Below are 23493 nucleotides of genomic sequence, written 5' to 3'. Positions count from 1 at the left end.
TAAAGAAAGTACAGAGCGAAAAATGACACAAGTTGCATTGATAACAGGCGCTACCGATGGCATCGGAAGAGAGACGGCGCTGGAACTGGCTAAAAATGGCTATACCGTTCATGTTCTGGGCAGAAACCGGCAGCGTGGGGAAGAGGTTTTGCAAAAGCTCAAAGCGATTTCCCCTGAAAATGAACACAAGTTATTTATCAGGGATCTGGCAACGATAGAGGCGAATAACGAATTTCTGGATCACTATCTGGAAACCTGTGATCAGCTTGATCTGCTGATGCTCAATGCTTTTGTGGCTCCCAAAGAGTTCGTACTGACTCAAGATAATGTTGAGATGATTTTTGCAGTTGGTTGTCTTTCTCGATATATATTCTCTGTCAGGCTCAGCCATCTCCTTGCCAAATCCCAAAATCCGAGGGTTATCCATATGGGAACCACAACGGTGGTGACCCATAAGCTGACCTATGATACTCCTGATGCCAAAAGCTACAGTCGAATGGGCGCTATCAACCAATGTTATACCGCTGACGCCTTGATGGCGTATTTCCTGAACCGGAAAGGCGCTACCAAAATCCCCCATGTGCTGATGGATCCCGGTGTGGTTGATACCCGGCAGGTTAAAGAGCTGAACAAGTTCATGCGTCTGCTGGCTCATATGATGGGTTTGATCAAGCCTGAAGAGGCGGGCAGAAGGTTGGCCTGTCATATTCTCGATACCACCCCGAAAGATGTTGAAGGTAAACATTTCAAGCTGGAGAAAGAAAAATCATATAAAAACAAAATCTCTCAAGCTGAACATATTTATGAGGGGGTGATGGAATACTGTGAGCGAAAAACAGATATAAAAATCAAGAATATGGTCTGACAGAGTGGTTCTGGCGTAGATGGGGAATTGAATAACATCAATATTTTCGTGATAAGCGACTGCGCCAAGACACCTGCAAGAACAAGAGCAATAAGAACAACAAGAGTAAGGAATAGCTATGACTGAAGAAAGCGTGAAAGGTTCGGCTCCTGCCGATGGTAAGACTGCATGGATAATTGGGGCCAGCGGCCTGGCGGGAAGGGGAGTGCTTCAGGCTTTGCTGGATTCTCCGTTCTATAGCCTTATTATTACGATTGGTCGTCGTAATCTGGATATCAGCCACCCCAAGTTACGCCAGGTGAAAGTGGACTTTGATCATCTGAGTGATGGGTTGGAAGGATTGCCAGCCCCTGATCATGCTCTCTCTGCTCTTGGCTACAGATTTACCAGCAATAAGGAACTCTCCGACAAAAATGCAGAGGCCATTTTCAAGGTTGATCTGGAATATGTCTCCAGGTTTGCGGATGCGGCCAAGCAGGCCGGTGCGAAAAGCTTTGGTCTTGTCTCTGTTGTCAGCCCTACCGAAAATTCTAAGTATGCGACGGGCAGAGCGAAGTTCCAGATTGAAAAATATCTGAGTGGTCTTGGCTTTGATTCCCTGCACTTTATGAGGCCTTCGTTTATTAAAGGTGTTGATGACAGGCATCTGACTCAGCGAATTGTCGTCGCTCTGGCTTCATTTGTTGATCCTCTCCTGGTTGGCAGGGCAAAAAACTTCCGCACCATCGATCCAGAGGTTATTGGAAAGTCCATGATTGCCTGTATGGAAGAAAGCAAGCCGGGAGTGTCAATTCACCATGTCTGTGACATGAAGAAAATAGCCAGCAGTTTATAGAATGACTGCATCATCTGGCCTGGTCGGTGTTTCTTTCAGGTTTCCTTGCCTGGTCAGATTCTTTATGGGCTGGGTGTTAATTCAGGCTGGCCTGGTTTTCTAAGGTAAAAGGGATTTAAAGAATGGAATAGCATGGTTCTGTTCTTGAGGGTTAATATCAGTTACTTTATTATCGAATGGAACAATAAAAAAGAGGTGTTCGACATCAAAAATCAAACTTAATGAACTTGTCTCTGGAATTGGTTCAAACAGAACGAAAAGAACCAGTTTTATGATTCGCACACCCAAGCGTGGAATGTTGGTTTACAAAAAAGAGAATAAAAATAAAATGAAAACAAAAATAAACCATTCAAGAGTCTCAGGGAGGATGCTCTCTTCTGCAGCGGTTATCGCCTCTGTATTAAGTGCATCTCCTGCTTACAGTGCAGTACTCGAAGAAGTCATAGTGACAGCCCAGAAACGGGAGCAGGGGCTGCAGGATGTCCCTCTGGCGATTACCGCTATCGGTGAAGAGGAGTTGGCGGAAGGGGGTACCGTCGATTTTACTGATTTTTATACGCAGGTACCGGGTTTAACCGGGGCGCAGGGGTTTGAACAGCTGGAAAACCTCCGTATCCGGGGGCTGGGTTCAACGGCATTTGGTCTGGGTATTGACCCGTCTATCGGCTATTTCGTCGATGGCTTCTACCAGAGTCGTGATGGTGTCTCCGGTACCATGTTTGACCTGGAGCGGATTGAGGTGATTAATGGCCCGACAGCATCGCTGTTTGGACACTCCACTATTGCCGGAGCCATTTCTGCGACCACCAAAAAGCCCCATGATGAGTTTGCTGGCCGCGTTGGTGCACGCCTTGGCTCATTTAAAAGCCAGGAATACGAAGCAATGCTTAACCTGCCATTGTCGGACAATTTTTTCCTGCGTATGGCCGGTGTCTATAATACCAATGCCCCTTATATCAAGAATATCAATCCTGTCGGACAGGATGCCCGTGGGCAGGAAAATCATGCTTACCGGGTAAGCCTGAGATATTTGAGTGATAATGATCGTCTTGATGTGAACCTTTCTCACGAGAGGCAGAAGAAAACAAATGATGGCCAGGGCACTGCTTCAAGGGTAACTCAGGCTCAACTGGATGAAAGAGTTGCTGAGGGATATCCACCAGTACCGCCTTTTACCTTGCCAGGTGAGTTCGAAGTTGCTTATGGCGGTGGTAAATTCCAAGGGGTGAAATCTTTCTTTGATAAAGAGTGGAATGAAACCCGGTTAACGGTTGATTACGATCTGAGTGACACGTTGACTTTAACATCATCAACGGCTTATCGGGACTTTAAGCTCGACAATGTTGAAATCGGTGGCGCTATTCCAAAAATTTCTGAGACACCCACCTTTCAGAACCGGGATGCCAAATTATTCCAGCAGGATCTGAGAACCCTCTATGAGCCAGATAGTGGCATGGTGCTGGTAACGGGCGTCTCTTATTCTCTGGAAAAGATTGACGCTTTCCGTGATATCAAAGCGGATGGTCTGTTCACTGCCAATGATAATACCGCAAACGTTGATATTAAATTTCAAAGCTATGCGGCTTACACTGATCTGACATTGCCGCTGTCAGATGTATTGACCTTAACAACCGGACTGCGTTACTCCCGTGTTAAGAAAAAGGTTGACCTTGATGTTATTAATGCGGATCCCAGTGGTTTTATCTATAGACGGGCAGGCAAGTTCTCGGCCAAAGATAGCTGGGATAATCTGTCCGGTCGTCTGGCGCTTGACTATGACCTGACCGATGATATCACTGTCTATGCTTCCTACGCACAGGGCTGGAAGTCGGGTGCGTTTGACGAGGGTTCTCAGCTGCCTTCGGGTCTGCCCCAGAAACTGGATGAGGAAACCAGTGACAGTTTTGAGCTGGGGATGAAATCCTACTGGCTGGATAATAGCCTGTTGCTTAATCTGACTGCGTACCACTTCAAGTTTGATGGCCTTCAGTCAGTCTCTTTCGATCAGAGCTTGCGTGTTATCAGAACCTATAGTATCGATAAGGTGAAAGGTTCCGGTCTGGAAGTGGCCTCAAAATACCTGATTGATGATAACTGGAGCGTAGGTGGTACTCTGGGCTATCTGAAGAATAAGGTAGTAAAAGAAGATAACCCCCTTGTTGCTGTGGAAGGGTTACCCCTTGGGCGTGCACCCAAGTGGCAGGGGTCGGCGTTTGTTCGCTATGATACACCCATCTTCAACGGCGATGGCTATATGAAACTCGGTTATACCTATGTTGGATCGCAGTACACCGAGGCGACAAAAGCCAGGCATGAAATTCCAAGTCAGAAGCTGGTGAACCTGCGTGCGGGTTATAACAGTGCCGATGGCAAGTGGGGTTTATTTGCCGCAGTGGAAAACGTACTGAACAGGTACAACTATAACGACTCCAGCGTAGGAGATCAGACTGAACCTGGTCGCCCCCGCTGGGTAAAGGTCGGGGCTCATTATAACTTCTGATCCCGAAGTGGCGGGTCAGTTTTATTAAACTGACCCGATTTCAGAGTATCTGTCTGTTGTAAGTCCTCGAAAACGGCGGCCTTCCCCAAAAGGGAGCTGCCGTTTTTTATGGTCACACCACAGCCTTGAATCTCGCAAGGTTTTTGTTTCCAGAGATAGACACCGTTTGAATGTGATTTCAGTCGTCAGTTCGGAAGGACTGCTGAGGTACAAAACGTTCACCGGAAAGCTTGATCAATATGCTGTAAGTGGGACTGCTCAATAAAGTTGGCTGGCCTCAAATGGCCCGGCGGAAAACAAACTTTTCCGCCGGGCAAGACACCTGCCCAAAACTGCCATCAATCATCCGGGTTGCTGCATGGTTGGTGTCAACTGGCAGTTAAAGTGCTAGAAATTGTATCTCAGCCCCATCTTGATCAGACGCGGCTGGCCCGGAGAGGTTTTGGCACCACCAAAGAATTGAGCCTTTGAATAGTAATTGGCCCTGTTCATCAGGTTGGTAACAGAAGCATAGAGGCTCCAGACCTGATCTTCGGTAGTATAACCAGCGTGCAGGTTAACCAGCTTGGCTGCCCCCACTTTGGAATAGTTGTTATTCTGCATGCCGACGAAGAAACTGTCGCTGTAGCTGTAGTCGAGATTGACGTAGGTGTTACCACCAAAGGCCGGAGTCTCGTAGCGCACAAAGGCGGAACCCTGCCACTCGGGGGTTCGGCTTAACGGTCGACCCTCGTCGGCTACAGCTGGGTCTGTCTTTGTAATCTCGTTGTTCAAATAGCCCAGGGTTGCACCTACGCTCCAGTTTTCGTCGATCAGGTAGCGAGATAGCATTTCGAAACCGGAACCTTTCACCTCGGGGATAGACGCCGCACGACCATTAACGGTAGTTTCATTGCGTAACTGGCGGGCTTTCCGTGAGGCTCGGCTGGGTGCTATATACTCCCCCGGTCATTTTCATACCCATTGTCAACTGGAAGGAAACTTATCGGTTGGCGACTATAAGGCACCCCAGAGTCCGGATGAGCCCATCGTTTTCACCATGATAGGGATTCCGAAAGTTACGGGTGGAGATCCTGGCCCGCGAGTCCGCGCCAAAGCCGGGCGGGCTGATGTTTAAGTCTCAATTCTGGCCAGATGGGTTTTGAGTGCAGAGGCTATGCGGTCTTTGTGCCACATCTCTGAACCCTGCATTACGTAGAAGTTCAGGCCTTCTGTAATGGCGAGCAGCAGCCTGGCTTCATTTTCCAGATCAAGCCCGTCTTTCAGCTTTCCGTCTGCTTCCGCCTTACGCAGCATTTTCAGCATAAACTCCAGGGTGGTGGCCATATACTGCTGGCTGATACTCTTTATCCTGTCACAGCTGTTGACTCTTGACTGGCATGCTGTCCATACCTTCCAGAAAAACTGTATTTCGGGTGTATAGGGCAGACAGGACATTAAATAATCAAACAGGCTGATTTCTGAATCAGGATAACTCAGTGTTTCTGCGATCTGAGTAATCATTCCTTCCAGGGCAGCGTAAATAACCTCGTCCTTGGAATCATAATAATAAGTCACAGTACCTGTAGAGAAATTGGCCCGCACCGCAACATCCTTAAGGCGAAGTTCCTCAATGCCGACTTCAGCAATAACTTCAGCTGCGGCTTTGGCTAATAAAGCCCGACGCTCATTATGGTCAACAATTTTGGGCATTTGCACTCTCTTTTGGTTATGCCAGCGATGAAAAGAAAAGAAACAGGGTATTATATTTTTATGTGGCAGTTCAGTGAAATCAGCCTTCAGGATCTCACTGAGGCTGCTTCAGTTAAAAATATTGGTAATGTTCATGAACAGTTATCCCATGAATAGATAAAAAGAAGCACATTGTGCCGGAACATGGTCAATGACTGGAATCTACAGAGTCGTTGAGGGTCTTTCTTTTTAAAAATAATGGTTCCATAAAATAAAGTCTACGTATAATATTGCAGGTGTTGCCCTGGCCTGTTGGCAATTTGTGGTGTCAGGGGGTACGGAGACTCAAATGAAAAATAATAATTCCAAGCCGAAAATCACCCGACGACAGTTTGTAAATGGCATAGCTGTTTCGCTGGCCGGAACAGCTTTGGCAGGAAAGGCTGTTTCAGCCAATGTGTTCGCTTCAGTTCCTGGTTCTGTTACCTCTGGCGCGCCTGTACGACACAAGCGTACAGGTGCCAATTATCCTCCTTTACGACAAGGCTTTCGTGGTGCCCATGATGGGGCCAATGCTGTTGCGCACCAGATGGCATTTGAAGGACGTACAGACTGGGGAACGCCAGATGATGTTGATGGTATGTACGACCTTGTGGTCGTGGGAGCGGGGCTGAGTGGCCTGGCGTCAGCTTACTTCTATCGAAAAAAACATCCGGACGCTAAAATTTTACTGATTGATAACCATGATGATTTTGGCGGCCATGCCAAGCGCAATGAGTTTGAGCTTGATGGGCGTATGTATCTTGGTTCCGGCGGCAGTAAAGGCATAGTGCCGTTTATGGTCAGCGATGCCATGGAAGAGCTGCTGGAGGATATTGGCAGCGGTCTGGATCAGCTCAAAGACTCGGGCGCTTTTGATGAGGGTTTTTATGACCGCAATGGTCTGCGTCAGACCATGTACTTTGATAAGAAAACCTATGGGCGGGAGGCATTGGTTGAAGGCAATAATCCAGTGTTCCTCAATGTCCCGCTATCGAAGAAATCCAAAGCGCAGATCGTCTCCCAAACGCCATTCTCCGACGCTGCCAGGGCTGAGTTGCTGAACCTGTATCAGCTGGATGAAGACAAGACACCGGGTTCGATTTTCAGTGAGTTCAATGTTCTCAATAAGATTACTTATGAGCAGCTTTTAACGGACTACTGTGGCATTACTCAGCCGGAATTGGCTGAGTGGTTAAGGGGATTTACCGCGCCTGCGGGGCTGTGGGGAGACAGCAACCCAGCCATGCAGGCTCTGTTGCTGGATGCTCCTGGTATTGGTGGTACCAGTTTTCGTCTGATGCGGGATGAACGACTCAGCAAATTGATGCGCAAGTTTCTGGATGTACTGGGCTATCCCGATGGTAATGCCTCCATCGCGCGCCTGCTGGTGCGGAAAATGATGCCGCAGGTCGCGGCAACAGGGCGTTCCATGAACGACATTCTCACCGCCGATTTTGACTATTCCAGGCTGGATCTCTCTGAGAGCAATGTTCGTATACGACTGAACAGTACTGTTGTGAACGTTGAGCACAATGGGGAGCCAGAAACGGCTGAGTCTGTTTCTGTGACTTATGTTCGCGGTAATAAAGCCGAGCGTGTTCGGGCCAAACATGTAGTTATGGCATGCTGGCACTCGGTGATTCCCTATATCTGGTCTGAGCCGTCTGCAGAGCAGTCGGACGCTCAGAGAAAGTCGCTCAAGCTGCCTGCGGGATTCACCAATATTCTGCTGCGCAACTGGAGACCGTTCAAAAAAGCCGGTGTGGGAGCTGTTTATAGCCCCAGCTATATGCATACTCACTATATGCTTGATGTCCCCTACAATTATGACGACTACAAAGCGCCAGCCAATCCCGATGAACCGGCTGTGCTGTTTATGTGGTATTGCCCGCGGGGTTCAGGCTCGCCGGACCCGCGCAATCGAGCGAAAACCGCACGTTATGAGATGCTAGGCACCTCCTATGAGCAGATGGAGGCCAATATAAGGGAGCAGCTTACTAACTCCCTTGGCCCCTACGGCTTTGATTTTGACAGGGATGTGGCGGCTATCACTATCAATCGCTGGCCCCACGGTTACACCTCACCACCCAGTACGGTTTTTGATCCTGAATATGCTGAGGGAGAAGCGCCTAACGAAATTGCCCGCCGCCCTCTGGGGCGTATTGCTGTCGCCAATGTGGATTCTGGTGATTTCCCGTTAATGAATGGCGCGATTGAACATGGCTGGCGAGCGGTCAACGAGCTGATTGAATAACAGTCGCTAAAGACCAATGGGTCTTTCAGTGGTGAGTATGGCACAATCTGGGCATCGGCAAACTGTTCCAGTAAACCTGCAGAATCATAATAAAAACACAATCAAGCGTAGGTACACAATGACGTTAATCAGCATTTTCTTTTTAGGCTTTCTGGAATTGAGCCTGTCCTTTCCCGTTATCATTGCCTCGGATGGCTCAATTGAAGTGGCTTTCCTGATCGTTGCTATTGCCGGCTCACTGGGGAGCCTGGCCTTTGTGTTTTTATCTCAGCCTATAAGGCGCTGGGTAATGAATAAATACGGTATGGAGAGCTCCATTATTAAGCGAACGGAAAAGTTTATGACCCAGTATGGGGCTATGGGCGTAGGCTTGTTATCACCGATGATTCTTGGTCATGCATTGACGGCTATTGCTGCTGTGATTCTCGGGGCACCGCCGAAAAAGCTGGCTGTCTGGATGGTGGTTGGCGTGTGGTTCTGGACCTTCGTTTACTACCTGATGTTTGTTATGGGTGGAAGTCTGATTGATTAATCTTTTTTCCTTCGGGTCAGCGTTACTGGCGTTTCTTCCTGAAGATGGAGTGGGGAATGAAGGATAAAGAATTAGGAATGGGGAGTCCCATTACCCGACGCGACTTTATTAATGGTGTCGGTGTGGCTGCTGCCGGCGTTGGCCTGGGCAGTGGGCTGTTGGGTTCTCTTGCTAATGCCGCAAGTATCGGTTCTGGACAGTCAGGTGCCGCTATTGTTGATTCAGGTTCAGCGGCAGATTATCCACCACTGCGACAGGGTATACGTGGAAGCCATGATGGCTCCTTTGATGTTGCCCATAAGATGGCCCGTGAAGGGCATCGGGACTGGGGCACCCCTGTAGAAGCTGATGCTGATATCTATGATCTGGTGGTTGTAGGAGGCGGTCTCAGTGGTCTGTCTGCGGCCCATTTTTATCTCAAGCAAAAGCCTGATGCCCGCATCCTGATTGTTGATAACCATGATGATTTTGGCGGTCATGCCCGCCGCAATGAGTGGCATCTGGATGGTCGAATGTATCAGGCCGCTGCCGGCAGTTATGCCATAGTGCCACTGCCATCCAACGATGTAATGGATGAGTTGATTGAAGATCTGAGTATTGATCTGGATGTTTTTGATGACGGTGCCTATGACCGTGGTTTTTATGACCGCCACGGATTACGACAAACCTGTTTTTTCGATAAAAAGAACTATGGCGTCGATAAACTGGTGCCTGCCAATGGCGGGAGTGTCTTTACCTATATCCCCCTGAGTAAGGTTCCCTTTGAGCAGTCAGTAAAACAAATGCCTTTTTCTGAGCAGGGAAAAAAACAGCTGCTGGCTCTCTACCAGATGGATGAGGACAAGACACCTGGCGGTATTTTCAGTGAGTTTGAACAGCTCTCGAAAATGAATTACCAGTCTTTCCTGACTGAATATGGCGGGATCACCGATCCGAAAGTACTGGAGTGGCTGTATGGTTTCACCGCTCCTTCGGGCGTCTGGGGGGATGTTGGCTCGGCACTCGCGCCGATGATGCAGGGGCTGCCTGGTTTGGGCGCGACCAGTTACCGCTGGTTAAAGAATGAGCGTATTGCCAAGCTCCAGCGTTATTTTGCCGAGATCATCAATCACTTCCCGGATGGTAATGGTGCCGTAGCCCGTATGCTGGTGCGCAAAATGATTCCCTCGGTCTCCAATGGCGGCACTTCCATGATGGATATTGTGACCGCGCCGTTTGATTACAGCCAGCTGGATAAAGTCGGCTCTCCTGTACGAGTACGTTTGAACAGTACTGTCGTGAATGTGCAACACAATGGTGATCCGAAAACCGCAGACAGTGTCTCCGTGACCTATGTTCGCAATGGCGTCACTGAGCGGGTTAAAGCCCGTCACACTGTGCTGGCCTGCTGGAATATGGCTATTCCCCATTTATGGCATGAAATTCCCGATGCTCAGGCTGCAGCGTTACGGCAGACCATGAAAGTGCCACAGTTGGCCACCAATGTTTTGCTGCGCAACTGGCACCCCTGGAAGAAGGCCGGTGTTGGTGCGGTTTACAGTCCGAGCTATCTCCATACTCACGCCATGATTGACTCACCGGTAAGTCTTGGAAAATACCGTTACAGTCGAGGGCCGGATGAACCAGTGGTCCTGCAAATGGGGGGAGCTCCGAGAGGTTTTGGGGAAAAGACTGTTAGAAACCGTTGCCGAACAGGTCGGTATGAATTGCTGGCCACTTCTTTTAACGATATTGAAAGAAATATTCGTCAGCAACTGACCGACATTATGGGGCCTTATGGCTTTGACCCCGCCAGGGATATTGCTGGTATTACCTGCAACCGCTGGTCCCATGGGTTTGTACTGAATCCTCTGTTTGATCCCCAGGCTCCCGAAGGTGAACCACACGTCATTGGTCGCCAAACCCTGGGGCGTGTGGCTATAGCCAATGCGGATGCAGGTGCGATGTCTTTATTGCAAATGTCTGCCGAGCAGGCTTATCGTGCGGTGAATGAGCTGTTGAGCTGAAGAACAGGTAGAAAAATGAACGATAAAGAACTGGGTATGGGGAGAAATATCTCCCGCCGTGATTTTCTCAATGGTGCCGCGATAGCGACAGCGGGCACCATGCTGGGATCAACTGCACTCAGCTCAGGTGTACTTGCTGGTGTTCAAGGCTCTGGAGGTTCCGGACGTTCCGGTGCAGCTATTAATTATAAGAGAACAGCAGCCAACTATCCGCCGCTGCGACAGGGGATTCGTGGTAATCACGACGGAGCCTTTGATGTTGCCCATAAAATGGGCCTTGAAGGTTTTCGTGGCTGGGGAGAAGCGAATGAGCCGGACGCGGATATCTATGACCTGGTGGTTGTGGGTGGTGGTATCAGCGGTCTGGCTTCGGCGCACTTTTATCTGAAAGAGAAGCCCAATGCGCGCATTCTTATTCTGGATAACCATGATGATTTCGGTGGCCATGCCCGTCGCGTTGAGTTTGAACTGGATGGCCGCACTTATCTGGGGTCTGGCGGCAGTGCGTCTGTGGTACCGTATCCCACAAGTAGCATTCTGGATGAGTTAATCGAAGATCTGGCCATCGATCTCGATACCTTTGATGACAAGGCCTATGACCATGGTTTTTACCAGCGTCATGGCCTGCAGCCTGCTTACTTCTTTGATAAGAAAACCTATGGAGTTAACAAACTGATTCCAGGCAATTCCGGTTTTCTGCTGAACCTGCCTTTTTCTGAGATGCCTTTTAAAGAGTCGGTGGCAAGAATGCCCTTCTCTGATAAGGGTAAGAAGGAGCTGCTGGCCCTGTACCAAATGAGTGAAGATAAAACACCCGGTGGCATTTTCAGCGAACTGGATGTGCTGACATCCATGAGTTATGAGCAGTTCCTGACCCAGTATGGCGGTATTACCCAGCGTGAAGTGATTGACTGGCTTGGCGGTTTGACATCCTTCTCCGGGGTTTGGGGGGAGGCTATTGCTGCGCTGGTTCCGTCTGTTTATGGTGGTCCTGGCCTTGGGGCAACCAGCTTCCGCTGGATGAAAAATGACAGGATTCTGAAGCTGATGAGGCGGTTTGCCTCAGTGATTAACCATTTTCCGGATGGCAATGGGTCTATTGCCCGAATGATGGTGCGTCGAATGATTCCGGCGGCCTCCAATGGTGGCCATACCATGGAAGATATTGTTACGGCTCCCTTTGACTACAGCCAGCTGGATCGGGCTGATTCACCGGTGCGGTTACGGTTGGGGAGTACGGCGGTCAAGGTTGAGCACAATGGTGACCCGCGAACCGCCGAAAGCGTATCGGTGACGTATGTTCGCAATGGCGTTACGGAAAAGGTGAAAGCGCGCCATACCGTTCTGGCATGCTGGAACCGCATTATTCCCCATATCTGGAATGAAATTCCCCAGAAACAGTCGGAAGCCCTGTCGCTAACCCTGAAGGCTCCGGTTCTTTATAGCAATGTACTGTTGCGCAACTGGCGTCCCTGGAAAAAAGCCGGTGTCGGCGGTGCCTATAGTCCCAACTATCGCCATGCCCAGTTGATTCTCGATCTTCCGGTAAGTCTGGGAGGGTACAACTACAGCCAGGGGCCTGACGATCCGATTGTTCTGCAAATGGCCGGAGCCCCCAGAGGATACGGTGAAAAAACGGTGAGGAACCGCTGTAAAACCGGACGCTACGAGTTGCTGGCTACCTCCTTTACTGATATTGAGCGGGATATTCGCCAGCAGCTGACAGATATGATGGACCCCTATGGTTTTGACCCGGCGAAGGATATTGCCGGTATCACAGCGAATCGCTGGTCCCACAGTTTTGTTATTTCTTCGATGTTCGATCCGGAATATCCCGAGGGTGAGCCCCATGTTGTTGGCCGGAAAACCCTGGGGCGTATCGCTATTGCCAACTCTGATGCCGCGAACCTGTCGTTATTGCAGGGGGCGACCGAACAGGCTCACCGGGCGGTGAGCGAGCTTATCGGTTAAAAAGGGTTGGGCTTTGGCAAGGGGGCAGATGTTGCCTCTTTGCTGGCGAGTCTTGAAATATGGTGTACACGGCGATGGTTGTTTTTGCATCAGGGCCCAGCAATATAAAAATGCCCAGGTGGCAGGAGTAAAAAGAGTATGAGTTTTTTTAGAAAATTATTCAGTGTCCCCTACAACTCGTTTATGCATTATTTTGTCGCGCCATTGATTCGGCCGGCGGACTTCAAGGGAAGAAGCACGCGTACAGAATTCTGGATGTTTATGTTCTGGTTCACGGTAATTTTTATTCCCAGTGGCATTATTGATGAGTTTATTGGCATAGAAGTTTTTGGGATGGGAATTCTGGATTACACCATCGTGATGGTGCTGCTGATTCATGAATTCAGTATTGCAGCGGAAAGACTTCACGATATTGGCAAGAGTGGCTGGTGGACACTGTTGATCTTGGTACCGGTGATTGGCTTTCTTATCCTGGTGGTGATGTTCTGTCTGCCCAGTGAGCCTGGTGAGAATAAATACGGGAAGTCAAAGATCAGAAACAACGCAAAGGCTGTCACGGCCTGACAATAACTCAAGCCATGGGTGGCTGCTGGTGATTGCTGAAGAAGGCGTGTTCAGCTCTTCAGCATCATCAGCCCTCTGAACTGAGGCAGTAAAAATGAACACGGGCTTAAGTTACTTCTGTCAGCTCATATTTCTTAGGACTCCAACACATCAGCAATTGAGTTCAATTCACTGAGTAAAGTATTTCCCCGTTTTTTATTTCTTCCAGTTGCATGAATGATAAAATCAGCCCTGGCAAGCTGCAAAGCAATTGCTCTACCAATGCCATCTGTTGCTCCAGTTATAAGAGCTATTTTATTCATTGCTACACCTTTTCATTTTCGGTTCGGTAATAACGCACCACCCCCACTAACGAAGCCGCTATCCAGAACACCTCAATCACCACACTGGCCAGATTGAAATTGAAGCACAGGCTGATCAGTAGCAGCACTGCGCCTTACTGCCCTGCACTCAGTTTGAGTTCCATGATGAGGGCAAGTGGATTATATGATGAACAGCGCAGTAAAGTGACTCAGAAAATCAGGGATTTCATCCAGCAGAATTAGTTTTTCTGGCTATCTTTAGAGTTTCAAAATTGTTTGGATAATTGATCGTGTCTGGTGATAAACATTCATGGCTGACGCCAGAATACCTGCAGGAACCCCTGCTTATGTACCGCCGCATGCATGCTGAAGGTTCTCTTTATTTTGATAAGCAGAAGAATTTCTGGGTGGCCTGTGGTTTTGATGTGGTGTCAGAAGTCCTGCGCCACCCGGATATCAGTTCAAGTAAGGAAGGGCTGCCATCCCTCCAGCACACGGGGACATCCCGGGAGAAGATGAACGCCGTGGCCGGGAGTTATTCTCCTTCCATGCTTGAGCTTGATCCTCCAGAGCATACCCGGCTCAGGAAAATGGCGACTCCTTTGATGAAGCAGGACAGAATTGCCGGCTGGAAGCCTATGGTGACCAAGGTGTTTGATGGTCTTCTTGAACCGTTTATGGATAAGAAAACCTGCGATTTTGTCCATGATATATGCCAGAGCTATCCCTGTGAGGTTATCTGTGAGCTGTTTAATATACCCCGGGAGCGTCGCGGTAAATATCAGGAGAATGCACAAAAGGCTGTGAGCTTTATCGGGCAGAAGGTCGGAGGGCATAGCCCTGCCCAGGCGGCTGAGTGTATAGCGGCTCTGATAGCCTGCCGGGATTATCTGAAATCCCTGATTGAGCAGCGCTGCAGTACACCGGGTGATGACTTGCTCAGTGAACTTTCCCGATATGTGAATGCCGGAGATTCTGACTCCCGGGAGATGGGACTTCTGGCCAATTTGATTATGACAGCCGGCCATGTCACCACCATCGATCTCTTGCCTAATGGTGTGTATCAACTGTTGTCCCACCCTGATCAGTGGCAGCTGCTTGTGAATGATCCGCAAAAGTGGGTTGTGTCTGCGGTTGAGGAAATTCTTCGGTATGACACATCTGTTCCTTTTGTATTTAGAAAAGCAACCAAAGATATACGGATAAACAGCGTCAACATTCAGGAGGGCAGTTTTATTGCCGTTGGCCTGGCCGCAGCCAATCATGATCCGGCTGTTATGGATGACCCGGATATGTTTGATATTACCAGGGAGCACATTAAACATGTGTCTTTTGCCCAGGGTCCCCATGTCTGCCTGGGAGCTCATCTTGCGAGGCTGGAGATGCAGGTGGCTTTGCAGACGCTGGCAGAAAAATTTCCGGCGTTATCATTTGCGGAAGAGGCTGAGCCTTATATGAAAACCGAGACATTTATGTTCAAAGGGTTCCATGCGCTGCCGCTTGTGCTGCAGTGATTGCAGATATAATGAATGTCTGTGGTTTTGAAGAAAAAGGTGTTTCTGAATCAGGCTGGCGGAATTATGGATACCTGCCATTCTTGGCGTTTTTAAAAAAATGGAAACAACGCTATGTCTGTTAGTATACGATTGGCCAGGCTGGTTATGGTTTTGTTTGCAGGTTTGGGAGCTGGTGTCTGGGCCGATTCAGGAAGTGAATCCGGAAAAAATCTGCAGGCATTTCTGGATGGTCATCAATACACAGTGAATGGAATCCAGCGTTATGAACAGATATTCGGTAAAGACTTTATCAGTACCGGTGGATTGGAAACCACTCAGGAATTTATTGGGCTTTTAAATCTGAAAGCAGGGGAACGGGTACTGGATGTTGGCTCCGGAGCCGGTGGCAGCGCTTTTTATATGAACCGTTATTTTGGTGTTTTTGTTGAAGGGGTTGATCTCTCCCATAATATGGTGAAACAGGCACGACAGCGTGCCGATGAATTGGGGCTTTCACCAGCTTTTTCCCTGATTGATGTTATGACCGTGGAATATCCGGCCCACAGTTTTGATGTGATTTACAGCAGGGATACGCTTTTACATATTGCGGACAAACCTGCGTTGTTTAAAAAGTTCAAAACCTGGTTAAAACCGGGTGGGCGTCTGTTGATTTCCGACTACTGTGTTGGAGAGAAGGTATTCACTAAAGAATTTCGCAATTATCTGGCTGACAGGCAGTATCAACTGGTAACTGTTGAAAACTATGGAAAACTACTGGAAGAAGCCGGGTTTGAAAATGTCCGGGCAGAAAACAGAACGGGCCAGTTTATTGATGTTTTGAACCGGGAATTGAAAGCTTTTGAACAGAAGAAAGAAATCTTTTTACAAACCTTTTCAGAAAAGGATTACCGGGATATTGCTGAAGGCTGGAGCGCGAAGTTAGAACGTTGTACCAGTGGTCTTCAACAGTGGGGATTGTTTCAGGCTGTTAACCCGGAAGTCTGATAAAAACTGAAGCCAGCTTCTGTGAACAGCTTCTGTGAACAGGAAGCTGGCTTTTGGTTTTAGAGCCTGTTCACAATCTTATCGTGGAAAGGGAAAGATCATGAACAGACTCTTAGAGATTTTACTGGATGATGATTGATTTAGCGTTGGTTTTCTCTGGCCTCCAGCGGTAAATATTCTGTATCAATGCCCTGGTTCTTTGCTCCAGGGGAACATCCTGCCATTTCTCTCCATGCCATTTATGCAGCATGGGCTTGAGCCAGCCACGAATATGTAATGGATAGGGCAACAGAAAGGCTGTTCGACCCAAGGTCTTTAATTTCCCTGATGGCGCTGCGTCAGCTGGTTGTTCCAGGTCTTCTTCGCTGATTTCCAGGTCATCCAGCCTGTCCCCCAGCATCTGCACAACATTAACAGTTTGGCCTGTGACCACTCCTGTGCGGATGGCGTGAAATCTGTGTCTTTTGTGACAGTCTTCCTGATGGCAGAAATCCCCATACATCAACAGGTGTTGTTGGTCGGGAACTGGGAAACCGGCCTGTTGCAGAGCGTGGAGTGTTGCTGTTCGTATGTCCTGCCTGTGGGGCATACCGGAATCGCGGTTGGTGACATAAAAAAATTCTATGCCTTTTTCGGCGGCGAGGGTTACATATTCGAGGGCGCCGGGAACAGGCTCAGCAGGAGTGGCAGATATAACCCAGTGATGAAACAGGGGCAGAACATCTAGATTATGGGCGTACCGATAAAGAGTTGCGGAGAAGCTGGCCAGTTTTAGCAGGGTGCCATCAATATCAATAATAATGGCGTCTCCCTCTGTGGTTTTCTGTGCCTTTAAGTTCTCACTGGCCCGGTTAAATATCTGTCGGGTGATATAGGGATATTCTGCTGACTGATCTACCCATTTAAGAATTTGTCCCGAAGCCCTTCGGTTATGTAGTGGCTGGTTTTCAACCTGGAGGTTGGCTGGTGGCAGATAGTCACCCTGTATTTTTCTGATATGTTGTTTCCTTTGCCGTAATTCTTCATCGGGGGAGTGTGGGCATGAACCATGGGTAAGGCACTCCCAGCTTCCGTAAACGGTATTGGTCAGCAACAGGGCGTTTTTCCCGGGTAGTGATGGATGTTGCTCTATCCAGAGACGCTGGTTATGTTGATTAACAGGTACCTTGAACCCAAGGTCCGCGAATTTATCACCCAGTGTCAAAATCAGGCGGCGACTGTCTATTCCCCATTCATTAATAATTAAGGATTTTTGAAAGCCAGCGCTGATTTTTACATGCTCCTTATCCACACCGGGAACACCGATTTTTCTTAACAGTCGTACGGTGTCGTCAAAAACATCCAGTTCAGGAACCCTGGCTGTCAGGTAGAGTATCTCCACCCCTTGATTATGGGCGTGTCGTAGAAAAGCTGGTGCTCCGGGTTTGATAATAGGAAGTTGCTCGTGCCACCAGACCCGGTCAAGCGCGTCGGTTAGAGTGTTACTGGTATTTAAAAAACCAGCATAGTAAGAGGTGGCATCCACCAGGGTATCATCAATATCTGTTACCAGAGCGGGGCGGGGGGCACTCAAACCTTGTTTTTCAAGTTCCCGATCCAGGGTATCTGTTGCCATATTAAAGGTTTGCCAGGACAGGGCTTTGCTCTCGTTTGATGATTGTTGCCAGAGCAGGGCCAGGGTGAGTTCATCGTAAGCATCCTTCCAGGTGGCAGCTATCGTCTGAAAAGAAAGAAGTAACAGAATAAATAAAAGGATTTTGGGCTGAGGTTTTGTCATACCAGGCTCTCCTGAAATTAATGGAGGCCAAAGGGTAGATGGTCGTTGAGAAATTGCCCGGTGGTATGGAGCCGGGCAGAAAGGAGTGTTAAGGATGGGAGTGGCGCTGCATAATGCCCATCATTTTATAAGTCAGCAGGGCGGCGGAAAATTCGTAGGCATGAAAACCTTTTATGGGAGCGAATTCCATAATATCGAAGCCGATGACTTGCCGCTGGTGAGCGACGGATTCAAACAGTGACAGAGTCTGGTACCAGCCCAGTCCACCGGGGACCGGTGTGCCTGTGGAGGGAAAGACGGAAGGGTCCATACCGTCGATATCAAGTGTAAAAAAGACTTTTTCAGGAAAGTCGTCGGGCAGTTCAATAGTTAGAATATTCTGTGGTACCAGAATATCCGCGTCCAGATGGTGGACTCCACAATTCTGGCGGGTCTGTACTTCTTCGTGGCAGAAGGCACGGATACCCAGCTGGAACAGAGGAATACCTTTATCCAATACGCGTTTCATAACAGAGGCGTGGCTGTAAGGGTTGTCTTCGTAGGCTTCCCGTAAATCGGCGTGGGCATCGATCTGTACAACACCGAAGTCTGTTTCTCCGGCGGCCAGCAGACCTTTGATTACTCCATAGGTGACGGTGTGTTCTCCCCCCAGGGCGATGGGGAATTTACCATCCTCAACAATTTTCTGTGTCGCGGCTGCGATATTTTCAATTATCTGTGGTGCGTCACCATCCATGGAAACCGGGGGGTGGGTATAGATGCCCTGTTCACTGGGTGTGCTTTTGCCATCCCAGGTTTCCAGTTGCCAGGAGGCTTCGAGAATGGCTGCAGGACCTTTGGCAGTGCCGCCACCGTAGGAGACCGACTCTTCATAAGGTACTGGAAGTATATGGAAGCGGGCGTCTTCCGGTTTAGGGTGGGTAAATTCAGAACCCAGGAAAACCGGGTAACCGGGAGCTGCCAGTTGATCGAATTCGTTCATCATTATTCTCTTTTAGGCGTGTCTCGAAGGGAGGGAACTCTGTTTTCCGCCCCGCAGGGCTGTCCTGCCCTGTGGGGCTATCAGGCCATCCTTGGCCTTTGAAAATAGAGTTCCTTCCCTTCGATAATCATTTCCGGGTTTTCATCACCAAAGTTGCGGGTGATTATGACAACCGTTCCTTAAAATCCTGATAACCGAATGTCTTTATAAGTTTTATTTGATCCGTTTCAGAATTCCAGATTGCAATAGACGGTAAATTAATACCGTTAAAGGTGCTGGTCTTCACCATGGTGTAATGGGACATATCATCAAAAATCAGCCGTTGGCCAATAGTCAAAGGCTGAACAAAACTGTAATCCCCCATCACATCACCGGCCAGGCAGGTTTGTCCACCTAAACGATAAGAGTGTGGTTTTTCTCCGGCCTCTCCTGCGTCAAAGATCTCCGCCCGATAGGGCATCTCCAGAATATCCGGTATATGGCAGGTGGCGGATGTATCCAGAATGGCAAGATCCATAGAGTTATGGGTGATATCCAGAACTTCGCTCACCAGTACGCCGGTGCGGATAGCAATAGCTTCACCGGGTTCCAGGTAAACCTGCACCTGATATTTTTTCTGGAATGCCTGAATGCGGGCAATCAGTCCATCCACGTCATAATCGGGATGGGTGATATGGTGGCCGCCGCCGAAATTAACCCATTCCAGTGAAGGAAGGATATCCCCGAACTGCTGTTCAACAGTGGCCAGTGTTCTGTCTAAAGGCTCAAAACCCTGCTCGCACAAAGTATGAAAGTGCAGACCGGAAATACCGGTTAAATCCTGACCGTTGAACTCATCCCGAACAATACCCAGTCGTGAACCGGGGGCGCAGGGATCATAAATGGGGGTAGTGCCTTCCGAATGCAGGGGATTAATGCGAAGGCCAAAGTGAAGTTCCGGACGCTGTGTCTTTGCCTGCCGAATCAGTGGCTGAAAACGCTGCCATTGGCCAAAGGAATTAAACATTACATGATTGGAAATCTGCAGAACCTCCCGCAAATCCCTTTCCGTATAAGCAGCGCTGAATGTATGGACTTCGCCTTTAAATTCTTCAGCTCCCAGGCGAGCTTCATGCAGACCACTGGCGCAGGTGCCGGAGAGATATTTTCCAATTAACGGAGCCAGGCTGAACATGGAAAAGGCTTTTAGTGCCAGCAACACTTTTGCGCCGCTTTCCTGTTGCACTTGACTCAGGATTTTCAGGTTGTTCTCAACCGCAACCTCATCCACCACAAAACAGGGGGAAGGTACTCTGCTCGAATCAAACTTTTTGAAAGTTTGGCTGTTCACATTCGTTGTTCTTCTGAAGTTGGCACGGTGACTGATAAGCCAGGGTTCGGTTTACTCTTTCAAACGCCAGGGATGAAATGCTTTATGGGTACTGGCGTTTGAAAGAGTAAACCGAATCCTGACGATGGAACTCAGTTTTTTAAAGCTTAAACCAGATCAAAGCCTGGCTCTTCAATGACCTTCCAGGGGAGTCCGTATTTGTTCATATCTTCCATAAAGGGATCAGGATCAAGCTGTTCCATATTCCATACGCCCGGTTTCATCCATTTGCCTTCCACCATCATTTTGGCACCAATCATGGCCGGAACACCGGTGGTGTAGGAAATCGCCTGGGACTGTACTTCTTTATAACAGTCCTGGTGATCTTTTACCTGATACACATACACAGTCTTTTGCTCACCATCTTTCACACCCTGCACAACACAACCAATACAGGTCTTACCCTTGGTACGGGGCCCCAGGGTAGAAGGGTCAGGCAGCAGCTGCTTCAGGAACTGAATCGGGACAATCTCAACACCATTGAAGTTGACCGGCTCAATACCCGTCATCCCTACATTGCCCAGCACCTCCAGATGCTTCAGGTAGCTGTCACCAAAACTCATCCAGAACTGTGCCTTCTTGATAGAGGGATAATGCCTGGTCAGAGATTCCAGTTCTTCGTGGTACATCCGGTAAATATTGTACTCACCCACGCCATCCGGGCAGGTGAAAGACTGCTTCAGGGACATGGCCGGAGTCGTGACAAAACCATCATCTTCCCAGTGACGACACTCAGCAGTTACCTCACGAATATTAATTTCCGGGTTAAAGTTGGTGGCAAAAGGATAGCCATGGTCTCCGCCGTTTACATCAATAATATCCAGGGTGTGGATTTCATCAAAGTAATGCTTGGCTGCGTAAGCGGTAAACATATTGGTGGCACCGGGATCAAAGCCGGAACCCAGCAGCGCCATCAGCCCGGCTTTTTCAAACTTCTCCTGGTAAGCCCACTGCCACTTGTATTCAAACCTGGCCGTATCCAGGGGCTCATAGTTCGCCGTATCCATATAGTGGACACCTGTCTCCAGGCAGGCATCCATAATGGTCAAATCCTGGTAGGGCAGGGCGACATTAATCACCATAAAGGGTTTAATACGGTTAATCAGCGCCACCAGTTCCGGCACATTGTCTGCATCCACCTGGGCAGTCTCTATCGGGCGGCTTAATTGCTCGGCGATGGACTTGCACTTGGATTCTGTGCGGCTGGCCAGAACAATCTCATTAAAAATCTCGGGAAGCTGGGCGCACTTGTGAGCCACCACCTGGCCGACGCCGCCGGCTCCGATAATCAACACTTTTGCCATGTTGCTGTTCTCAATCTATAAAAATATGGACGTTTACTTTTCGTAGTAGGTATAGCCGTTCAGGCTGTCATTAAAGGTATGAATCATCTGCTGCCGTTCCCGGGCACTGATACGACCTTCTTTTACGGCTTTCTCAGCCGTATTCCGGAAATTCACCTGTATCTTTTTCGGATCATATTCCACATAACTGAGTACGTCAGAAATGGTGTCCCCGTGGATTTCCTTGGTGAAGTCATAAGTTCCGTCACTGTTCAGGCGTACGCTGACCACGTTGGTATCCCCAAACAGGTTGTGCAGATCCCCCAGAATTTCCTGGTAAGCGCCTACCAGGAATACCCCCATATAATACTCTTCCCCCGATTTCAGACTGTGGAGGGGGAGTACCGGTGCGGACCCTTCCCGGGAATCAATAAACCGGTCAATCTTGCCATCGCAGTCGCAGGTGATATCCGCCAGAACCGCCTGGCGATCCGGTTCTTCATTCAGGCGATGAACGGGAATGATGGGGAACAGCTGGTTAATGGCCCAGATATCCGGCAGAGACTGGAACAGGCTGAAGTTGCCGTAGTAAATATCCGCCAGGGAGATTTTTAAGCCTTCCAGGTCCGAAGGGATGCGTTCCATATCATCCAGCATGGCTGCGATACGGTGCAGCACATCAAGGAACAGGTTGTCAGCCACGGAACGGGTACGCAGGCTGATCTGTCCCCGTTTAAATAACTCTCGCACTTCCTGGCGGTAGAAATGGGCATCGTTGTAACACTCCTGGGCCCGTTCCGGCGTCAGGTAGGTGAAAATCTCCCGCATCTGCTGCAATTGGGGATGCTCATCGGGCTGAGGAGCAAGATCTGTTGCGGGTTCAAAGGTGGTGACATCAAGAATATTAAACAGCAGCACCGAAGAGTAGGCGACAGTGGCTCGTCCCGACTCAGTAATAATGGCCGGGTGATCAATATTGTAACTGTCGAAGGTGGATTTCAGGGTATCGACAATATCTTCGCAGTATTCTTCCAGGGAGTAGTTGCGGCTCTGGTCGTCGTTGCTGTTGGCACCGGTGTAATCCACCGCCAGACCGCCCCCCAGGTCGATATGGCTCATGGCTGCGCCTTCTCTGGCAAGGTCGGCGTAGTAACGACAGGCTTCGATAATACCGCTGCGAATATCCCGGATATTGGGAATCTGTGAACCCAGATGGCAGTGCAGCAGCTGCAGGCAGTGGAGCATATTCTCCTGCTTTAACAGGTCGACGGCATCAATCAGTTGGGTGCTGGTCAGGCCGAAGACACTGCGGTCGCCGCTGGTGGAGTTCCAGTGACCGCTGACCTGGGTGGTCATCTTTGCCCGGACACCAATTCTGGGTTCGATATTCAGAGCTTTGCTGCGTTCGATAATAATGGGCAGCTCGGCCGGGGTTTCCACCACAAAGAAACAGTCGTAACCCAGCTTGATGGCATTCAGGCCCAGTTCAATAAACTCGGTATCTTTGTAACCATTGCAGATAATCAGGCTGCCGGGTTCCTGCAGGGTGGCCAGAACCGCAATCATTTCCGGCTTGCTGCCCACTTCAAAACCATGCTTATAACGGGCCCCAAAGTCGGCTATCTCTTCAACAACCTGGGCCTGCTGGTTGACCTTGATGGGATAAACCCCGCGATAGAGGTTGTTATAACCAACAACCTCTATCGCTTTTTTAAAGGCGTTATTCAGGCGGAAAAGCTGGGCATCAAGAATGTTCTCAATGCGCAGGAGCACGGGCATCTGCATATCCCGCTCATTCATGCCTTCAATAATATCCAGCAGGGGAACCTGGGTGTTCAGGGTTTTGGCGGTGACGTTGCCGGCCGGGTTCAGGCCAAAATAGTCATTGCCCCAGCGATGGATGCCGTAAAGCTCGGCGGCTTTTTCGGTGTTCCATTCAGTTGTTGGATCTTTCTGTTCCAAATAGGTGATCTCCGGGCAGAAAGTGGTTCATTGTTCATATCGGTGCGGTTTGGTGTTCTGTTGGCCGCAGTAAGGGA

At 49.2% G+C, this 23493-nt stretch carries 19 protein-coding genes; 10 read left to right on the top strand and 9 right to left on the bottom strand.

The window, feature by feature from the left end; translation table 11 throughout:
- The first annotated feature begins 22 nt into the window (after positions 1 to 22).
- The 3 genes from ACY2RQ_RS06985 (at position 23) to ACY2RQ_RS06975 (ending at position 4200) form a co-directional block, all read left to right on the top strand.
- Positions 23 to 865, top strand: coding sequence for an SDR family NAD(P)-dependent oxidoreductase (locus tag ACY2RQ_RS06985; protein WP_490112241.1), 843 nt, complete (start codon positions 23 to 25; stop codon positions 863 to 865).
- Between the two features lie 118 nt (positions 866 to 983).
- Positions 984 to 1700, top strand: a complete 717-nt coding sequence (locus ACY2RQ_RS06980) for a Rossmann-fold NAD(P)-binding domain-containing protein (RefSeq protein ID WP_490112240.1) — start codon at positions 984 to 986, stop codon at positions 1698 to 1700.
- A 367-nt stretch (positions 1701 to 2067) separates the two neighbouring features.
- Positions 2068 to 4200 (top strand): TonB-dependent receptor, encoded by a 2133-nt coding sequence (locus tag ACY2RQ_RS06975; protein ID WP_490112239.1) that lies wholly within the window; start codon positions 2068 to 2070, stop codon positions 4198 to 4200.
- A gap of 387 nt (positions 4201 to 4587) precedes the next feature.
- Here ACY2RQ_RS06975 and ACY2RQ_RS06970 read toward each other — a convergent pair whose 3' ends face one another.
- Both ACY2RQ_RS06970 and ACY2RQ_RS06965 read right to left on the bottom strand, forming a co-directional pair.
- On the bottom strand, positions 4588 to 5136 hold the full coding sequence (locus ACY2RQ_RS06970) for a TonB-dependent receptor domain-containing protein (protein WP_490112303.1): 549 nt from the start codon (positions 5134 to 5136) through the stop codon (positions 4588 to 4590).
- Between the two features lie 177 nt (positions 5137 to 5313).
- Positions 5314 to 5892, bottom strand: coding sequence for a TetR family transcriptional regulator C-terminal domain-containing protein (locus ACY2RQ_RS06965; RefSeq protein ID WP_490112238.1), 579 nt, complete (start codon positions 5890 to 5892; stop codon positions 5314 to 5316).
- Between the two features lie 328 nt (positions 5893 to 6220).
- Here ACY2RQ_RS06965 and ACY2RQ_RS06960 point away from each other — a divergent pair, with 328 nt between their 5' ends.
- The 5 genes from ACY2RQ_RS06960 to ACY2RQ_RS06940 all read left to right on the top strand — a co-directional run bounded on the left by ACY2RQ_RS06960 (position 6221) and on the right by ACY2RQ_RS06940 (position 13240).
- Positions 6221 to 8167: an NAD(P)/FAD-dependent oxidoreductase gene (locus ACY2RQ_RS06960; protein ID WP_490112237.1), complete on the top strand. Its 1947-nt coding sequence runs from the start codon at positions 6221 to 6223 to the stop codon at positions 8165 to 8167.
- Positions 8168 to 8285: 118 nt separating this feature from the next.
- The gene (locus ACY2RQ_RS06955) at positions 8286 to 8699 is read left to right on the top strand and encodes a hypothetical protein (protein ID WP_490112236.1); all 414 of its coding nucleotides are present in this window, start codon (positions 8286 to 8288) and stop codon (positions 8697 to 8699) included.
- 56 nt (positions 8700 to 8755) lie between these two features.
- Positions 8756 to 10705 carry an NAD(P)/FAD-dependent oxidoreductase gene (locus ACY2RQ_RS06950; protein ID WP_490112235.1) on the top strand — a complete coding sequence of 650 codons (1950 nt, stop codon included), beginning with the start codon at positions 8756 to 8758 and terminating at the stop codon, positions 10703 to 10705.
- Between the two features lie 15 nt (positions 10706 to 10720).
- Positions 10721 to 12676, top strand: coding sequence for an NAD(P)-binding protein (locus ACY2RQ_RS06945; RefSeq protein ID WP_490112234.1), 1956 nt, complete (start codon positions 10721 to 10723; stop codon positions 12674 to 12676).
- A gap of 138 nt (positions 12677 to 12814) precedes the next feature.
- On the top strand, positions 12815 to 13240 hold the full coding sequence (locus ACY2RQ_RS06940) for a DUF805 domain-containing protein (protein WP_490112233.1): 426 nt from the start codon (positions 12815 to 12817) through the stop codon (positions 13238 to 13240).
- Positions 13241 to 13374: 134 nt separating this feature from the next.
- Here the strand turns inward: ACY2RQ_RS06940 and ACY2RQ_RS06935 are convergent, their stop codons facing one another.
- Together ACY2RQ_RS06935 and ACY2RQ_RS06930 are read right to left on the bottom strand one after the other, a co-directional pair.
- Positions 13375 to 13542, bottom strand: a complete 168-nt coding sequence (locus tag ACY2RQ_RS06935) for an SDR family NAD(P)-dependent oxidoreductase (RefSeq protein ID WP_490112232.1) — start codon at positions 13540 to 13542, stop codon at positions 13375 to 13377.
- A gap of 2 nt (positions 13543 to 13544) precedes the next feature.
- Positions 13545 to 13670, bottom strand: a complete 126-nt coding sequence (locus tag ACY2RQ_RS06930; RefSeq protein ID WP_490112231.1) for a CBU_0592 family membrane protein — start codon at positions 13668 to 13670, stop codon at positions 13545 to 13547.
- 162 nt (positions 13671 to 13832) lie between these two features.
- Between ACY2RQ_RS06930 and ACY2RQ_RS06925 the strand changes: the two genes are divergently transcribed.
- Complete coding sequence (locus tag ACY2RQ_RS06925) at positions 13833 to 15056, top strand: cytochrome P450 (RefSeq protein WP_490112230.1); 1224 nt, start codon at positions 13833 to 13835, stop codon at positions 15054 to 15056.
- A gap of 114 nt (positions 15057 to 15170) precedes the next feature.
- Complete coding sequence (locus ACY2RQ_RS06920; protein ID WP_490112229.1) at positions 15171 to 16043, top strand: methyltransferase domain-containing protein; 873 nt, start codon at positions 15171 to 15173, stop codon at positions 16041 to 16043.
- Between the two features lie 121 nt (positions 16044 to 16164).
- Here the strand turns inward: ACY2RQ_RS06920 and ACY2RQ_RS06915 are convergent, their stop codons facing one another.
- The 5 genes from ACY2RQ_RS06915 to speA all read right to left on the bottom strand — a co-directional run bounded on the left by ACY2RQ_RS06915 (position 16165) and on the right by speA (position 23416).
- Positions 16165 to 17820, bottom strand: a complete 1656-nt coding sequence (locus ACY2RQ_RS06915) for an HAD family acid phosphatase (protein ID WP_490112228.1) — start codon at positions 17818 to 17820, stop codon at positions 16165 to 16167.
- 88 nt (positions 17821 to 17908) lie between these two features.
- Positions 17909 to 18805: an agmatinase gene (speB, locus tag ACY2RQ_RS06910; RefSeq protein WP_490112227.1), complete on the bottom strand. Its 897-nt coding sequence runs from the start codon at positions 18803 to 18805 to the stop codon at positions 17909 to 17911.
- A gap of 160 nt (positions 18806 to 18965) precedes the next feature.
- A complete protein-coding gene (gene nspC, locus ACY2RQ_RS06905; protein WP_490112226.1) occupies positions 18966 to 20132 on the bottom strand; it encodes a carboxynorspermidine decarboxylase in 1167 nt (388 codons plus the stop codon).
- Between the two features lie 146 nt (positions 20133 to 20278).
- A complete protein-coding gene (locus tag ACY2RQ_RS06900; RefSeq protein ID WP_490112225.1) occupies positions 20279 to 21475 on the bottom strand; it encodes a saccharopine dehydrogenase family protein in 1197 nt (398 codons plus the stop codon).
- Between the two features lie 33 nt (positions 21476 to 21508).
- Positions 21509 to 23416: a biosynthetic arginine decarboxylase gene (speA, locus tag ACY2RQ_RS06895; RefSeq protein ID WP_490112224.1), complete on the bottom strand. Its 1908-nt coding sequence runs from the start codon at positions 23414 to 23416 to the stop codon at positions 21509 to 21511.
- Positions 23417 to 23493: the final 77 nt, after the last annotated feature.

Source organism: Parendozoicomonas sp. 209JJ7-1 (genome assembly GCF_058147085.1).
Note: the sequence above shows the minus strand (reverse complement) of the source record. Positions and strands in the feature narration are given on the sequence as shown.

Bases quoted from the DNA above. Each gene is read 5' to 3' on its own strand.
- ACY2RQ_RS06945 (WP_490112234.1), top strand. From the start codon at position 10,721: ATGAACGATAAAGAACTGGGTATGGGGAGAAATATCTCCCGCCGTGAT.
- ACY2RQ_RS06900 (WP_490112225.1), bottom strand. From the start codon at position 21,475: ATGGCAAAAGTGTTGATTATCGGAGCCGGCGGCGTCGGCCAGGTGGTG.
- ACY2RQ_RS06985 (WP_490112241.1), top strand. From the start codon at position 23: ATGACACAAGTTGCATTGATAACAGGCGCTACCGATGGCATCGGAAGA.
- ACY2RQ_RS06915 (WP_490112228.1), bottom strand. From the start codon at position 17,820: ATGACAAAACCTCAGCCCAAAATCCTTTTATTTATTCTGTTACTTCTT.
- speB (WP_490112227.1), bottom strand. From the start codon at position 18,805: ATGATGAACGAATTCGATCAACTGGCAGCTCCCGGTTACCCGGTTTTC.
- ACY2RQ_RS06940 (WP_490112233.1), top strand. From the start codon at position 12,815: ATGAGTTTTTTTAGAAAATTATTCAGTGTCCCCTACAACTCGTTTATG.
- ACY2RQ_RS06980 (WP_490112240.1), top strand. From the start codon at position 984: ATGACTGAAGAAAGCGTGAAAGGTTCGGCTCCTGCCGATGGTAAGACT.
- ACY2RQ_RS06975 (WP_490112239.1), top strand. From the start codon at position 2,068: ATGCTCTCTTCTGCAGCGGTTATCGCCTCTGTATTAAGTGCATCTCCT.
- ACY2RQ_RS06965 (WP_490112238.1), bottom strand. From the start codon at position 5,892: ATGCCCAAAATTGTTGACCATAATGAGCGTCGGGCTTTATTAGCCAAA.
- ACY2RQ_RS06950 (WP_490112235.1), top strand. From the start codon at position 8,756: ATGAAGGATAAAGAATTAGGAATGGGGAGTCCCATTACCCGACGCGAC.
- ACY2RQ_RS06920 (WP_490112229.1), top strand. From the start codon at position 15,171: ATGTCTGTTAGTATACGATTGGCCAGGCTGGTTATGGTTTTGTTTGCA.
- ACY2RQ_RS06935 (WP_490112232.1), bottom strand. From the start codon at position 13,542: ATGAATAAAATAGCTCTTATAACTGGAGCAACAGATGGCATTGGTAGA.
- ACY2RQ_RS06955 (WP_490112236.1), top strand. From the start codon at position 8,286: ATGACGTTAATCAGCATTTTCTTTTTAGGCTTTCTGGAATTGAGCCTG.
- ACY2RQ_RS06960 (WP_490112237.1), top strand. From the start codon at position 6,221: ATGAAAAATAATAATTCCAAGCCGAAAATCACCCGACGACAGTTTGTA.